The organism is Methanobrevibacter sp. UBA212, assembly GCF_905233225.1.
Taxonomy (GTDB): domain Archaea; phylum Methanobacteriota; class Methanobacteria; order Methanobacteriales; family Methanobacteriaceae; genus Methanocatella.
In genome coordinates this window covers 50513-69819 of the sequence record NZ_CAJODJ010000001.1, presented here as the reverse complement: position 1 = coordinate 69819, position 19307 = coordinate 50513, and the positions used below count along the sequence as shown (strand labels likewise).

The 19307-nt window shown below is 34.5% G+C and carries 2 protein-coding genes; both read right to left on the bottom strand.

All coding sequences use genetic code 11. The features are described from left to right. Window positions 1-28 precede the first annotated feature (28 nt). A complete protein-coding gene (locus QZ138_RS00180) occupies window positions 29-11119 on the bottom strand; it encodes an Ig-like domain-containing protein (RefSeq protein WP_292884718.1) in 11091 nt (3696 codons plus the stop codon). 95 nt (window positions 11120-11214) lie between these two features. After that, window positions 11215-19194: an Ig-like domain-containing protein gene (locus QZ138_RS00175; protein ID WP_292884715.1), complete on the bottom strand. Its 7980-nt coding sequence runs from the start codon at window positions 19192-19194 to the stop codon at window positions 11215-11217. Window positions 19195-19307: the final 113 nt, after the last annotated feature.

Genomic DNA, 19307 nt, shown 5'->3' with positions numbered 1-19307 from the left:
AAAAATGGAAAAATAGAGAAATGAATCCCTATCTTTTTACTTTGAGTTTTTTGGTAACTACATCTTTGCCGTAGCTAACCCTATATTTGTATTTTTTGCCAACCTTAAGTTTTTTGAGAACGTTCTTTTTGAGCTTAAAGGTTGCAACACCTTTCTTGTTGGTTTTAGCCTTTAAAGTTTTGCCCTTGATTTTGAGTTTCAGCTGTTTGCCCTTGAGGTATTTGCCGTTGACTTTTTTCAGGGAAACCTTGATTTTAACGACTTTTCTGGATTTCTTGATCTTAAGGTTTTTGGCCTTTATGATGCTGTTTACTTTTACATTATTTTTGACAGTAACGTTGTGGAATGTGGCAGTGATAGCGTATTTTGCTTTTTTAGGCTTTGCAGTCGGCAATTTGAATGCAGCATATCCGTTCTTGTCTGTTTTGACATCATATGTCTTGCCATTGAACTTGAATGTAACATTTTGGCCGACAATCGCTTTGCCGTCAACAGTTACATGAACTTTGTATACATCATTGGCTGTGTAAAGCATTGCAATATCCTTATTTTCACTTAAAACAGGTTTGGTTATGTTTACAGTGGTGTTTTGAGCGATTGAATCATATTTATCATCACCGCTATATACTACAGTGACATTATGACTGCCGTATGCCAATTCAGGCACTGTAATGTTTGCCTTACCATCTTTTAAACTAACAGGTCCGATTTCCTTTCCGTCAACAATAACTGAGAAGTTACCTGTAGCATTAGGCAAGTCAATTGAGAATGTCGGTGTTCTGCTTGCATCCTGAAGGTCCATGCTGATTGTATCGTTTATCGGAATGTCAATCTTATTAACGGTGACGTCAACAGTGATTGAATTTCCGAGATACTTATCATTCTCTTCAAAGCTGACGATTATTTGTGTTTTGCCAACCTTAACGGCTTTGATGTTTCCTTTTGCATCAACGCTTGCAATGCTTTCATTAAGACTTGTGAAACTCAATTGACCTTCATGATCCAATGTGGCATTGAGGTTGATTTCATCGTCAACAGTTACTGAAATGCTTTCATTAACCATGATTGCTGTTGGAATCTTATTAACCTTAACGACAACAACTGAAGTGTTAGATGAATACTTATCGCTTTCGGCAACATTCAATAAGACTTCTGCAGTGCCGTTTGAAATACCTGTTACCACACCGGTTCCTCCAATTGAGACAATTGGGGACATGGTAAAGAATATGATTGGACTGTCACTGTTGGTTGAAGCGACAATTTGTTGTTTTCCATCCACTTCAACAGAAATTTCATCATTTTCAATAATGATGATTGAATCATGCTTTTTGACAGCTACAGTAACGTTGACACTCTTTGCAAGGTACCTGTCGCTTTCAGGAACACTTACTCTGACGATGACTTTACCTCCAATGAGTGCAGTGACATTGTTGAGATTGACTGTAGCTACTGATTCATCAAGACTTTCATAGATCAATCCTGCATCGCTGTTTGTTGAAGCGTTGATTAAAACATTGCCCTCGACTTCAACAGCCAATGAATCGCTTTCAAGATCAATGACCGGCTGAAGCTTATTGACGGTTACGGTTACATTGATTTCGCTTCCAAGGTACTTATTGGTTTCGTCAAAGATGATTGTAATATTTGCAGTTCCGCCGATAATTCCTTTAACCATTCCTGATTCATCAATGCTGACTATTTCCGGATTTCTGTTGATGTAGCGTAAACTGCCGGCAACGTTAAGTGTCGCATCAATTGATTTGGTCCCATCAACATAAACTGTTATGTTGTTTGCGGAAATAACAGATTTTGCCTTATTGACTGTGACTGTGACATTCACATCTTTCGCCAGGTATCTTCCAGTCTCGCCAACGCTGACAGTGACATTGACAATTCCGCTTGAAATACCTGTGACGGCATTGCCCTCAACAGCGGCAATTGAAGAATCAAGACTTGCATAAGTCAAACCGGCATCGCTATCGGATGAAGCGTTAATTAACACGCTGCCGTCGACATCAACAACAAGACTATAACTTTCAATATTGATTACAGACTGAAGCTTATTGACAACAACTGTGACATTTGCCTCATTTGCAAGGTACCTTTCAGTCTCATCAACACTTACCCTAACCTTGACTGTACCTCCAATCACACCTCTGACAACATTAGCGTCAACAGTGGCAATTGAAGTATCAAGACTTTCATAATCCAGATTTCCATCGCTGTTTGTTGATGCAATAATATTAACGCTTCCATCGACATCAACAACAAGACTATAACTTTCAATATTGATAACTGACTGAAGCTTATTGACAACAACTGTAACGTTCGCTTCACTGGCAAGGTATCTGTCGCTTTCAGGAACACTTACTGTTATGTTTACAGTTCCTCCAATGACACCAGTGACAACATTACCATCAACACTAGCAACGGAAGAATTGAGGCTCACATATGTCAAATTAGCATCACTATTTGTTGTCGCAATGATATTAACTGTTCCATCAACATCCACTGTTAAAGTTGCACTTTCAATATTTATAACTGATTGATGCTTAATGACGGTTATTGTAACATTAACTTCATCTGCCAAGTACTTATCACATTCAGGAACACTTACTGTTACATTAACAGTCCCACCAACAACACCAGTGACAACTATTCCATTCACACTTGCAATTGTAGAATTAAGGCTCAAATATCTCAAATCAGCATCACTATTTGTTGTCGCTATGATTTCAACATTGCTTCCCACCTCTACAACCAACTGTTGACTTTCAACATCGATTTTTGAGGATAGCTTATTGACTGTCACTGTGACATTCACTTCACATCCTTCATATTCGCTATCTCCTTCAAAAATTACAGTAATGATAGTTTTACCACCAACTATGCCTTTTACAACACCATATTCATCAACAATTGCAATTGACTCGTTATTACTTATATATCTTAATGGACGACCTGTTTCCATATAGGCATTTAGAGATTTGAAACTATACACATCAATTGAAATCGCATCGTCAACAAATATTTGAGAGGATAATTTATTGACCACCACATTAATTGTGATTTTTTCAGCAGCGGCATATTTGCCATTTCCATCATAAGATATGGTGATATTTGCGTTTCCTCCGCCGATTGCGGTTATTATACCTTCATCATCAACAGTGACAACATTTTCATCACTACTTGCATAAGTTAATTCACCCGCTTGAGGATAATTTAAGCTTGCAATAATTACTGATTCATCAAATACGCTTATTTCAACAGGATTTTCGTTATCCACATTAATTATTGTTTCGAATTTAGTGACTTCAACACTAACAGTGACATCTTCAGCTTTAAGATATTTATCTGTTTCCTCGCAGGAAATTGTGATATTGACTAAACCAGCACCAATTGCAGTAATCTCGCCAGTTGCTTCATCAATTGTGATTACACTGGAATTGCTGATTGTATATTTTAATTGTGAGCCATTATGATTTATTGAAGCTCCAATTGGAACTGTATCATCCACCTTGAGTGAAAATGTATCATTTACTTCAATTACTGTTGGAAGCTTATTTGAGATTACATTAACAATTACATCTTCTGCTGCAACAAATTTGTCATCGCCAGCATAAGAGATTGTAATATTTGCCTGTCCCCCGATTAATGCAGTTATTCTGCCGTCACCATCTACGGCAACCACTTCAGGATTGCTGCTAGTGTAAGTTAGTCCACTGGCCCCTGTATGATTCAATCTTGCATTTATCAATTGATTGTCATTAACATCAATTGCCAGTTGCAATTCCTCAACATTAATGGCAGTTGGAATCTTTTTAACTGTCACTTTCAGTGTTGTCCTGTTTGAAAGATGAGTATCAGTTTCGAATACCGCTATAATCACATTTGCAGTTCCTTCACTGAGACCTGTTACTTTACCGTCCCCTGCAAGTGAAATTATTGAGGAGTTGGTTGTGAAGAACAATCCTCCATCATTGTCAGTTGTTGCAATAACTGTTGCATTATCATCAATATACATTGTAATAGTTTGTGTTTCAACAACAATATTGGATGGCAACTTATTAACGGTCACGCTTATTTTTGTACTGTTTGCCAAGTATTGGCCATCTTCCTCATACCTGACGGTTATGAATGCAGTTCCGCCAATGATTCCTCTAATCAATCCTCCATTATCAACAGTCACAATATTTGGATTGCTACTTTCATATATAAGCTGACGGTTATGGCCAACACTTACTGGCAGACTTTTTGTTTCATCAACTTTAACGGATATTTGATTGTCGCCTGTGAAAATTGAAGGCAGTTTTTTAACATTTACAGTTATGTTGATGCTGTTTCCAAGGTATCTGTCAGTTTCAGGGAATTTGATATTCAATAAGGCAGATCCTCCTGCAAGAGCAGTTATTAAACCATTGTTGTCGACAGTGAAAACTGTTTCATTGCTTGATGAGTACTCAGAGTTTGTATGGTCATAACCGATTATGAGAAATTCGATGTTTGATGTTTCAAATACTGTCAGGTTAATCGGTTCGTTTTCATAGTCCGCTGGAAGTCTGCTTACTGTTACTGTCACGGTAGATGAGTTTTCCAGGTATATTTCATTTCCATCAAATATTACATTAATGGTATGTACTCCTCCCGCTAAGGCTATTACCAGACCATCTTCAGTCACATTGAGCTTGGTTGAATCAAATTCATAGTGGACTGAACCATTATGGTCCAGTGTTGAGTTGATTGTTGCATTTTCATCGACGCTTAAGCTCATCGGACCGTTTGTGAAAATGGACGGCAATTTATTGACTGTCACAGTTACATTGACAGATTTTGCCAGATACCTATTAGTTTCACCGACTGCAATTGTGATATTTGCTTTTCCTCCAATTACACCTGTCACATAACCTGTTTCATTGACTGAAGCAATGCCTGGATTTGTACTGACATAGGATATGTCCCCATCACTTATGATTTTGGCATTTAATGATTTGTTTTGATAAACATCAACTGAAATTGGCTCAACATCGATTATTGCTTCGAGCTTATTGACTGTCACTGTAACATTAACCTCACTTCCGAGATATTGGTCATCCTCATCAAATATTACTGTGACATTTGCACAACCTCCAATGACACCGGTAATCACGCCATTGGCATTTACCACAACAATGCCTGAATCGGCGCTTACATAACGTAATTGACGGTTCTCATTTACGTTTGCCCCAATTGTTTTGGATTCATCAACGTAAACGGAAATCTCATTTGCCACATTTATTGTTGATTGTAATTTATTTACGGTTACGGTCACATTTGTTTCATTAGCCAGACATCTGTCGGTTTCAGGCACACTTAAAGTAACGTTTACTTTTCCGCATTTCAATGCAGTTACAATATTTCCGTCGACAGTGACAATTGAAGCATCACAGCTTGCAAATTTCATTTCCCCATCATTATTAGAACTGACCTGAATTAAAGCATTTCCATAAACGTCAACAGTTATTGCAGGGTTTTCAATTGTGAAAGTGGATTTCAATTTATTTACGGTTACTGTAACATTTACACTATCTGATAGGTATTGACCATCCTCATCAAATATAACAGTAACATTTGCAGTGCCACCAATTACACCTGTAATTACTCCTGTGTATTCATTGACTGTGACAATGCTTGGATTTGCGCTTACATAATGTAGTGATCGACCGTTATCCACTGTTGCACTAATATTGTTATTTGCATCCACATCCACTGAAATTGCATTTTCAACTGTTATATGTGACGGGAGCTTGCTAACGATTACAGTCAGATTAACATCTTCGGCCTTTGCATACATATCATTTCCGCCATATGAAATAGTAATGTTTGCCCTACCTCCAGCTTTTGCAGTTATTTTTCCAGTTGTCTGATTAACAGTAACCACATTAGGATTGCTGCTCACGTATAATAAACTGCCTTCATGATCTAAATTAGCCACAATTTGAGCTTCATCAAACACATTGATTTCCAAAGGATTTACAGTGCTTAAAGTTATTGATGATTCTACTTTACTTACCACTACACTTACACTATCGCTTGAGTTAGCATATTTGTAATTTCCATCGTATTTTGCAGTAATTATAGCAGTTCCCTCACCAACCGCAGTTATTTTACCATTTGAATCAACGATTGCAACACTCTCATTACTGCTTATATAATTAATATTTCCAGCAAATGAGACATCAGTTGATGTTAAAATGGCAATGACATCTGAGTTATTACCCACTTTAAGTTCAAGTTCCTTATCACTTGTAATAGTGGTTGTAGTCTCATATTTGGTTACTATAACAGTTAATGTTGCAGAAGAGTTTTCATGTGTAGCATTGCCACCATACTTGGCGGTGATAATAACCGTGCCGTTTCCTTGAGGATTAAGTACACCGGCATCCTTGTTTACGGAGACAATACTTGGATTGCTGCTGTAATATTCTACATTTCCACCAGTTACATTTACTGATGCAGATACAGTATATGTTTGTTCTACTTTAAGTGGAAGAGTGTCTGTGTTAGGCTCGTCAATAGTTACTTTAGTTTTAATTCTATTTACAGTGATATTTACTGTTAGATTTTGACAATTGAATGAATTTGAATCATCATAATATAAAGTCAAATAAACAGTTCCGCCTGTTTTTGCAGTGATGGTTATGTTTCTTGAAGAATGCACCTTATTTTTATCAATATCAATAACCTTATTATAATCATATTCATTAGTATTATTTAAATCTACAAACTTTAAATGAGACAATGAAGGAGTTGTATATCCTGAATGATAAGTAACCCCCTGCAAATCAACATTTAGTTCAACAGTTAAATTAAAGATATCATCAACATTAACTGAAATATTATTTCCATCCAAATTAGTTATATTAATAATCACAGGTATTTTTATAATTTTTACAGTGAAATATTTAGTCTCAGCAGCATCATGGTATGCATCGCCCGCATAAGAAACAGCAATGATTGCTTCACCTTCAGCATATTTTTTCACAAATTGAAACTTATTATTAAATGTATTAATAGCAATCTCAACTGCATCAGGATTAGAACTTTCAAATATTAACTTGCCTTCATGATTTAATGTTGCAAATTGACTTAAATATGGATTATCACCAAAATACAAGAATATAGTATCATTTAAAAGAGTAATGAATGATTCTTGTTTAACAGTAATGTCAATAATATATTCAAAGCCTAGGATATTTGTATTTATATTGGCACTGCCTATTTCATTCGCAGTAAAATTAAATTCTTCATTAATAAATACGCTTTTTTTATCAAGTTCGCCAAATTCTGAAGTTAATGTAATGTTTAATTTAGGCAATCTATTATAATCAAAGTCAGTGATTTCACCAGTATCAGTATCATATAATTGGAAAAACAATTTTGCAGTTGAGGAATTTCCAATATACATTGTTGCTGATTCGAGCGTGGAGTTTATAAATACCCAATTCTTTGGTTTTCCATTTTTAAGAGTATTTAAATTGTTTTTATAAAAATTTTGATAATTTCCAGCAATATTACCCCACCAGTTGTAATCTGCAACTGTATTGCCCTCTTCATTATTTATAACATAAGAACCTCTGTTATTCAGCAATACAGAGTTATTTACTAATAAACTGCCACCATCTGAATCCTTGAAGTATATTGTACTGAAACCATCTTTTGAATTATTGATAAAAGTGGTATAATTTATGGAACTTGCTGAATTTCTGGTACTAATTCCAATGGCACCTCCTTCACGGGCAGTATTATTAATAAAAGTACAATTATCTATATTGAAAATTGCATTTTCAACATCAATATAAATCGCCCCACCATAAGCAGCAGCGGAAGGTGCCGCATTGTTTATAAATGTTGAATCCTTAATGTTATAGTTACCACTATTTGCAACTATTCTTATTGCTCCTGAAGCATCATAATAAGTTAATGTTCCAATGTTATTCGTAAAGGTACAATTAATTACATTGAACTCAATTGGTTCAGTATTGTCAATTTCCAGATTAATTGCACTACCCTTAAATGATTGGCCATTGACAAAGGTAATGTTTTTAAATGTGACTCCAGTGGCCTGTACATTAAATATTCTTGCTTGATTTCCTGCATCAATTTTGTGGCCTTTACCATCGATTGTAATGTTTTTATCGATTACTATACCCTCTTTCAAATATTCATAACCTATAGTGTATGTGTAATCCCTATCTAATTCAACAACGGAATTTTCTGGATAGCTATCAATTAATTCTTGTAATTTTGTAAAATTACCTTTCTTAATTTCCTTTGACACATTTATATCATCATTATATGTTACATTTAATAATCCAGAATCAGAAGTCAATTCATATCTGAGATTGAATTTACCATTTTTAAGAATAACTTCATCAGCAGGAATTGTTAAATTTTCATTATTTGAAATTTTAAGTGTAACCTCTGGAACACCATAATAAGAATAATCTGTGATTTCTTTTGAATCTGCATCATATCCATTATTTATGTTAATAACTGCAGTGTCTTTAAATGAGGTCAAATTAATATCCAGATATCTCCAACTATTAATAGTTACTGCAAAATAGATATTCGGTGATTCATCATAGTTTTCTATTGTATTTCCAAACCAATTTCTATCTGCCGTAAATGTGGAATACCCCATTAAGATATACCTTCCAAGATTATCTAAAAATATACAATCAGAAACACTGGCAGGTGTTTGTGTAGATATAACAGAAGCATCTTCACCAATATTTTTTATAAATATTGATGAATCAACATCAATTGTTCCGTCTTGTGCATATATTGCTCCACCACCGTAACCACTTCCGGTATTATTAACAAAAATACAATCTATAACTTGACACACGTCTACCTCATCATGATAATAATCAATTGCACCACCATAACTAGCAGTATTATCCATAAATCTACAATTGCTAATTATTCCTTTAGAAACACAGTAAATTGCACCCCCACCTTTAGTAACAGTGTTATTAGTAAAGTTACAATTAGTTATTAGATGATTATCAGAATGATATTGAAGTTGAATAGCGCCTCCATAATCAGATTTACCATTTACAAAATTAATGTTATTCAATTCAACACCAACATTAGATTTTGCTATATTGAAAATTCTTGATTTAGCCTTTGCATCCAATGTATTACCATTACCATTAATGGTTATTTTCTTATTAATGAGAATTCCATTAGTAATTTTATCTTTATCAGAATAAGTATAATTTTTAGTTAATTCAATAACATCTCCTGCTGAAGCAAATGAAATTATTTGCTGTAAAGCATTGAAACTTCCATCATCAACAAATTCCATCTCTTTTAATAAAATAACCTCATAACAATAAATTTTAATAAATCCTGTGTAAGAAATTAGCTCGTATGTGAAAGTTGAATCCTCAATACTGTTAAAACTAATCTTATTTTTACTAGTTGTTATATTGTTACTTTCAATATTACATATTATATTTGGCAATGCGTAATTAGAAGTAAAAACATTATTGCCGTCATATAAACTATTTAATGATACTGTAACAACAGAGTTATCATCATCAATAGTCATATTTAATAAGAACCAATTATTTACAGAAGTTCCTTCGGTTTTACTAATGTTTGTATTGTAATTTTCAAAAGTATTACCCCACCAATTACTATCAGAAATAACATTACCAGTTCCTTTAACATTAATCGAAGCAGTATTATTTATAAAAATAGAATTGCTAATATTTCCAGTTGCATCAATGTAAACAAGAGAACCTGTAGCAACATTTTCTACAAAAGTACAATTAATTATCTCAACATTATTTGCTCTTGCATAAACTACAGAACCCTCATCACCAACGGCATTTACAAAGTTAATATTTCTTAAAGTAATAGAGTTAGATTCATTATTAATGTAAAATATATTGCTTAATCCGTTTGCATTAATAGTATATCCATTACCGTCAATAGTTATGCTTTTGGCAATTTCAATTCCATTTGTGATAGTTGTGTCTTTTGTTGAACTATATGCATAATCTTGATCTAAATAGACGACACCCTCAGCGGAATTTTCTATGAGATCTTTTAATACTGTGAATGTGTTAGGCCTAATAACCTTTGATAGGACTACTCCATTGTAACTTACTGTTATTGAGTATTCTTCGGCTGGTTGGAAGCTAAAAGTTGATTGTCCGTTATTATCCAAATTTAACTCTACAGTATTTGGAACTGTAATGTTTATTCCTTCAACATTAAGTTTTATTGAAGGTAATGCATAATTAGAACCATCCTCATTCTTCAATGAAACAGTTGCATCACCATTTTCTTTATCCACATATAAATCCAAATAATACCAATTATTAACAGTTACTCTATTGTCTACATTAGTAGGTCGTGATTCTTTATTTGCAACAGTATTTCCAAACCAACAATTATTTGCGGTAATGACATCTATATCATCATTAGGCTCAATATCAGTGCCCACATTATTAATAAAAATTGAATTAAATACATTAGTTGTTGCTAAATTTAATACACTCCCTCCTGTTGCAGAATTATTTATAAAAGTACAATTTACAATTTCTGAAATTCCATCATATTCATATACCGCCGCACCACCGTATTCAGTAGCAGTATTATTTATAAAAGTACAATTAATAATTTTACCATCTCCCCCATCAGGAGCCCAATAAATTGCACCACCATAACTACTCTTACCATTTAAAAAAATAATATTCTTAAATGTGATATCATAATTACCAGTTAAATATATAGAAAAAATACTAGATTTTCCTTTTGCATCAATTTTATGGCCTTGACCATCAATTGTTAAACTACCAGGGATATTAATACCCACAGTACCTGCATCTGTGATAGAATATTCATAATCATTTTCTAAAAGAACAGTCCCTCCTATAGCACCAGTAATATTATTTCTTAAATCAGCAAAGGTTCCAACCTCCGAACTTTCACCATCACCTAAAATATCTCCATCGTTTTCCGTTCCCAAACTATTATGATTGATTGCATTTGCAGTTTCTGCAACATCAGCAGTAGCATTAACCGCATAATTTGAACTATCAGTTGCACTTACTGAGGCAATCAACAAAAAAATGCATAAAACTGATAGCATTATTATTAAACTCTTTTTAATATTCAATTTCATCCCTCTCATAAAATAATTAAATAGAGATTTAATCTCTATTTTTTAATTTTAATTTTCTTGGTAACCTTGTCTTTTCCATAAATTACTGTGTATTTGTATTTTTTACCTACCTCAAGATTTGAATAAATATTCTTTTTAAGTTTGAATATTGCAATTCCTTTTTTATTTGTTTTTGCTTTGTATTTTTTACCTTTGAATTTTAAAACTACCTTTTTGCCTTTCAAGACCTTATTATTCACCTTATTCAATTTAATATTAATCTTTTTATATTTTGATGATTTTTTTACCTTCAGATTTTTAGCAATAATAATATGGTTGAATATGATTTTATTAGTTACTTTCACTCCCTTATACTCAGCGGTAACTGCATATTTGCCTGCAGGCAATTTAACGCTTATTGATGCAAAACCATTGCTGTCCGTTCTTGCATAATATGTTTTGCCTTTCACCTTGAATGTGACTGTTTTGCCAGCAACAACCTGAGTGTCTATCTTCAACTGAACTGAATATTTGGCTGTTGCAGTATAGATTGCGGACACATCATTGTTCTTATCGAATTTGACTTCTTTAATGTGAACGGTCTTTTTTTGTGTAACTGCAGCATATTTGTTATCACCAGAGTATTTCAAGGTAATCTCATGGTCGCCAGGTGACATGCCATCAACATTTATTGTCGCTTTGCCCTCTATAAGGGTTTTGGTCTGGTATTCTTTTCCATCAACGAATACGGTAAATGTCCCTTGTGCGTCTTTTGACAAATTGATGGAGTATGTTGTGTCCTTACCATCTTCCTCAACACCCACATCAAATTGTACAGAACTTGCATCCTTATTTACGTATACTGTTACTTTCTGTTCGCATGCAAGATATTGGGGATTTCCTTCAAACCTTACGGTTATTATTGTCATCCCTTCGCTTCTTCCTTGAAGAAAGCCGTTACTGTCAACTGCAGCTATGTTTTCATTGTTGCTTGAATATATCAAGTATCCTGCTTGTGAAGGCATTAAGGTCGCATTAAGGTTTATCCTGTGTCCCACTTCTATCTCCACATGGTCGTTTACTGAAATTGAAGTTGCATCCAAAATCACTTGAACGGTTACCTGCTTGATTGAACGTGCGTATTGCTTATTTCCCTTAAATTCAACGTTGACAAATGTGGTGCCAGTATTAATACCTGTGATTCTGCCTGTCTGACTGTCGACATATGCAATACTCGAATCACCTGAGGAGTACACCAAATCACCGACATTAGGATTTAAGGTAGCATTTAAAACGATTGTATTACCTTTAATCACTGGAGTGAATCCAACTACACTGATGGATGTTGGTATTGCACTTACCCTAACAGCCACGTTTGCTTGGGACGGTAGATAATCCTCGCATCCTTCATAGCTGACGGTGATTGTCGCAACACCTTGGCCAACGGCACATACCTTACCATTATTATCCACTGTTGCTATTGACTCATCGTTGCTTTTAAATTTTATTTGACCGTCATCAGGATAGTTCAATGTTGCATATATTGTTGAGTTCTCAAACACTTCCAAATATATATTTTCAACATCAGTTGTGATTTTGGTTGCCTTTGCAATGACTGTTACGTTCACTGTTGCAGAGGATCCTGAATATACCTTAGTTTCATTGAAAGTGATGGTGATTCTTGCGGTTCCTTTCTTAAGTGCTGTTATCTTACCATCCTTAAGAGTTATTATATCCGGACAATCAATTGAATAAACTAAATTCAAGTTTAAATCAATGCCACTTTGGTCAACAATGTGTGCATCCAATTTTTGAATGTCTTCAACTGATAGCGTAATGTTATCTTTGACTTTGATTTGAGTGATTCTTTTTGTGACCTTGACGGTTAACTTTTCGCTGAATTGCTCATATCTTTCGTTTCCAGCATAGCTTACTGTTATTTCGGCAGTTCCTCCGCTTAAAGTCTGTATGAATGTATCATCCATTGAAATAACATTAGTGTCATTACAATTGAAAGTTAAATTATTTCTTAGTTCCTTGTAATTTAATTCGAAATCAATGTATCCATTGAAGCCTATCTGAATAATAGCTTGACTTCCATTAATTTGGATTAAATCATCACTTATAAATTCAATCTTTGGCTGCAATTTGGTTGAATTAATTTCAACGTCGACTTCAACCGGCAGATATATGTCATCACCATTGAAACTTACGGAAATTTTAGCCAAACCGGCCTTATGAACTGTGACTTTACCGTATTCATCAACGGAAACAATGCTTGAATCATTGCTTGCATAGTTCAATTTGCCACTTGATGGAGTTAAACTAGCGTTTATGTTGAAAGTGTCGAACGGATTAGCTGAAATTTTATCATCAACATCAATTTCTGATTTGAGGCCTTTTACTCTAATTATAACATTTTTGATTACAGGCAAATACTTGCCTTCGCCGGCATAGCTGATTGTGATATTGGCCACGCCAATTTTAAGCGCATTGAATATTCCATTTTGATTAATGCTTACAATGGATGAATCATTGGAATTGAATGTTAGCCTGCCGCTATTGTTTGGACTTAATGAAGCTGAAATTTGGTTTTGGCTGCCCGCATCGACTTCAATGTATTCATCTGCCGTTATTGTTGATTCCACTCCAACCACTTTAATATGAACATAAGCAGTGCTTGGAAGGTATTTGCCTTCACCTGCAAAACTGACAATGATGTCCGCTTCACCAAATTCATTAGCTGTAATGCGTCCCCTCTCATTAACGCTTACAACAGTTTCATTTGTACTGGAATATGTCAATTTACCTGATGAATATGGGATTACTACCCCTCCAACATAAAGGCGTTCAGTTCTGTTGATTTCAAAATTGCCATTAATATCAATTGAAGTTTCCACTGCGGTAACCTTAACATGAACAATTGTTGAACTTGGAAGGTATTTGCCTTCACCGGCAAAACTGACTGTGATATTTGCTTCGCCAACACCAATAGCTACCAATACACCATATTCATTGACTGTAACCACACTCATATTGGAACTAGTGTAGTTTAATTTGCCTTTTGCGTATGGAATCAATTTAGGGTTTATCTTACCTCTTTCGGACAGGTTCATCTCAACATTGTCATTTACTTCAATTACTGTTGAAACTGCAACAACATTAACCTCCACGGTTTTTGAAGAAGCAGTGTAATTCTCATTTCCAGCATATTTGACAGTTATATTGGTACTACCAATTTTATGAGCTGCGATTAGTCCATTCTCATCAACAGTGACTATCTCTTCGTCATTACTGACATAAATCAATTGGCCACCAGCAGGAGTAATTAATCTTGCAGCGATTGAAACGCTTTCGGTGACATTTAAGGAAATATTATCCGGAGCGACGATTTCACTTGGAATTATTAAAACATTTACATGGACTGTTGTACTGTTTGCCAAAAATCTGCTGTTTTCATTATAGGAGATTGTTATTGCAGTGTTTCCAACTTTTAATCCTTTAATATTGCCATTTTCATCGATTTCAAGAATTTCCGGATTTTCAACCACATATATGAAGTTTCCATTTAATAATGCACTTATTGGAGAGATTGTAGCTCCGATGTTGGTTGAATTGCCGACATAAATATAAATTGTCTCGTTAGCTGAAATGTTTGTTTGAACTTTTGATTCAACCACTTCAATGGCTACGGTCTTAATGGCTGATGCATATCTTTCAGTTTCATTATAGGTGATTGTGATATTGGCCTTGCCAATTCCACAGGCCACAATGTTTCCATTGTTGTCAACAGTTACAACGCTTGTGTTATCGCTAAAGTAATTTAATTTTCCATTAATATGGTTTAGAGTTGCATTTATGTTATCTGTCTCACCATCCAACAGTATTATTTCAGATGGCGCATTAATTTCAGTTGGTTCAAGCACAACCCTAACCAATACTGTTTTGGAAGATGCCAAATATTTATCGGTTTCATTGAAATTGATAGTCACTTCAACCAAACCTAGTCTGTTTCCTGTCATACGACCATAATTACCGATTGTCAATATGTCAGTATCATTGCATCTGTACTCAAGTGCTCCGCTTATCGGCGCATTTTGCCATTCGGAAATCAGACGCACACCAATGTATTTACTATTTTTATTGTATACTTCAATTTCATCAGCAACATCAATTCTGGTTGACCCCTTTTGGACGGTGACAATCACAGTAGCATTAGACGGCAGATATCTTTCAACGCCTGGATATGAAACGGTTATCTTGGCAACACCCTCTTTCATTGCGTTCATATATCCCTTATCATTGATATTAATGACACTAGTGTCATTACTTTCATAAATCAAATTGCCGACTTTCGGATTTAACTTGGCGCCAATGTTTTTAATCTCTCCCACATGCAAGTCAAAACTGGAATTGACCAAGATATTTGTTTCAATGGATTCGACAGTTACAATCATACTTGCACTTGATGATAGATATTTTCCATAGCCAATCAAATCAATGGTTACATTAGCTATACCATTTCCCACAGTTTCATATTGACCATAATTATCCAGAAAACGAATGACATTAGTGTCATTGCTTGTAAATACTAAATTGAATGAATAATTTGGAGTTATGGTAAAAGGCAATATTCCAGTATCCATACGATACAAATTCAAAGTTTCATTAACGTTGATTTTTGTTTGAACTGCACTGACCTTGACAATCACATCTACGCTAGATGGCTCATATTCATTATTTCCTTCAAAGTAAATTGTGACTTTTGCCAATCCCTGACCTGTGGCTGAAACTCTACAAATGCCATATTCAAATTCTGCTGTAGCAATATCAGTATTATTGCTAACACATTTTAATTGACCTGCCTGACTTGGATTCAAATAAACATAAATCAGATGATCATTATTTAAATCGAGATCAATCCAATCAATATCATTATCATCAATGCTAGTTGGTTTTCTGTTAACTTTAACTGTGAAATTCAATTGTGAAGGTTCATAATTGGCATTGCCTGCATATGTTACAGTGACCAATGCCACTCCACTAGAAAGAGCCTTATAATAACCATTAGAGTCCACTCTTAAGACTTGAGTATCATTACAGGCATATGTAACTCCACCACTAGCCAAGCCTGGCCTAACTGATGCTATGAAACTGCCGGAATCGCTAACATTTAAAGAATCCACCTCATAGATCAATTCTATATTTGTTTGGGTGCGAATAACATTGACAGTAATAGTTATATTCGATGGAAGATATTCATAATCCCCTTTTAGATTACATCCGGAATATTTTATTGTGATATTTGCAGTTCCTGCTTTCATTGTAGTTATTTTGCCCTGATTATCAACTTTGACAATGGATGAGTCACTGCTTTGGAAAGTGAGATATTCAGTGAGGAAAGGAGTAACGTCCTCATGGTAAGGGCGTATTGTATAGGACAGATAACTTGTTTTTCCGATATTTTTTATAATTGACTGGTTTGCTTCAATCCAAGACATTTTTTGATACTTGAATGGAAGAATGTATCTGACATTTTCATATTCAGCAACAAGATTTCCCATGAAATAAGTGGTTGTTCCCTCAATTGTTTCTCCAAGCTCCACATCATTCTTGATTATTGTTAAGTTCTGGGAGGATAATTTCAGACTGATATGAGGTAACTTGCTTGAATCATAACTACTGATTGTTTTTATAGAATCGTCATATTCCATGAAATTGAATTGAGTAACAAAACTGCCCGAATCCTTATCATATATTGGATCAGTTGCATTCAGGAATATCCATTTTGTCACGTTAGCCCTATTGTCAACATCAGGCATGTTTGCATGATTATTCCAAACAGTTCCATACCAGTTATCGTTGGCATCTAATCCGCCGAAGACATTACAAATGGCTTCACCATTATTGTTTAAAAATATTGAATTACTTATCTTTCCATTGGTATACCAAAAAACAACTCCGTTCAATGGAGCCGTGTTATTAATGAATACAGATTTATCGATATTTCCACCATATAAACAAAATACAGCAGCACCATCCTTTGCTTCGTTTTCTAGGAATATTGAATTCGCAATGGATATATAATTAGCGCATATTGCTCCACCGCCCATTTTTGAATCGGTTGCTATGGCAACATTGGCCTTGAAAATACAGTTTTCAATGCTGGAAACAACATCACTAGTATATCCATTATCATAAATTGCCCCACCATATTTTGCACGATTATCGGTAAAATTACAATCAATGATGTTTGCTCCAGCACGAAATACGTATATGGCACCACCTGATCCTTCAACAGAGTTTGCTGCATTATTTTCAAATACTGAATTAATTATATGTGCACCGCTTTCATACCAGTAAACGGCACCACCTACAGAATAATCATGAGTGTTATTGATAAAGGAACAGTCAGTCACATAACCGTTGCTTCCACTCCAGTATAATGCTCCACCACCTGTCAAACCGTTTGCATGGTTATTGATAAATGAACAGTTCATCAATCTTCCGTTTGGAGATTGCCAAACCATTCCTGCTCCAAAGTCCGTTTCTCCACCACCATTACAGTTACCATTAACAATCTTGAGATTTTTTATTACAATGCTTCTTGAAAAAGAGTTTACTACAAATACTCTTGATTTGCCTGCTGCATTAACTGTGTGACCTTTTCCATCGATTGTGATATTGTTTTTATAGGAAATTACAATTCCCTTGGTAATTGTATCCCCTGCACTATATACATAATCACGGTCAAGTGTGATGATAGTATTGTTTCTTGCATTTCTTATGAGTTCCTGCAATGCGGAAAAACTTCCAAAATTGATTGTTTTGGTTACATTGACATCATTATAACTGGCAGTGATAGTTGCAATATCATTTATAATATATGAAACTTTAGCAACACCCGTAGAATCCAATGTTATATTATTAGATGTAAGAGTAATATTAGTACCTTTTAAGTCAACATTAATTGCAGGTAAATTAGTTGCAGAATGTATACTGGCAATAGTACTATCATCATCATATAAATTATTTATAGATACAGTAAGGTCAGTATCTCCACTATCTACAATAACATCCATATACAGCCATTTGGTAAATCTTACTTGATTGGTAATTCCCGGCTTTACGGATTTATTGTCATAGGTATTTCCCCACCAATTATAATCAGCGAAAAACATTGCACCCCATGAATCAATAACATTTGTTGGTTCACCCAATACAATAGAATTGGTCATATTAATATATGCTGATACATAGTTGGATATTGCACTACCATTTGATGCCTCATTATTTACAAATAGACTGCCTTTGATATTAACATGGTTATTCCAGGGTCTATTTTCATTAGCCAAAGTACCGTATATTATCAATGCACCACCATAGCGGTTAGCAGTGTTTGAATCAAAAATACAATTCAGTATATCATGCCTATAACCATAGATAGTAGCCAATGCACCACCATTATCCGCCTTATTGTTGATAAAACTTGAATTGTAGAATACTGTGTAGGAATCAGGATAGGAATAAACAGCTCCACCCCAATTTGATGCAGTATTATTTATAAAAGTACAATTTATAACTCTAAGATTATCTCCATATCCATATATGGCACCTCCACTACTGCCAATGGCAAAACCATTAGCGAATACTATGTTTCTCAAGGTAACTGCAGTTCCGGTCACATTAAATATTCTGGATTGCCCATTTCCATCAATGGTATGTCCCTTACCATCAATAATTGTATTATTTTGACTGATTACTATACCCTTACCATCATTAAATGATGAAGTATATATATAATTTCGGTCTAACTCGACTGTTGAAGATCCGCTGTTGACTAAAGCGTTTAAATCTTCAAAACTTCCTGTGTCACTTAAAATTTCATTTTCAGTATTTAAGCTTAAATTATCATCATAATCATTGTTCGTTTCCGTAATGATATTTGTATTGTTGTCTTCTGCAGATACAGAAGCAATATTAATGAGTATAAAGCATATTAAGCATATAACAGTTATCTCATTTTTAAATTTCAAAACAATTTCCTCCCATTTTTATACCAAAATCGGTCGATAATATTATTAGTTTTATAAAAAGAGAATATATATAATTATTGCAAAATTGCTTTTGAAATGAAATTTTTTAAAAA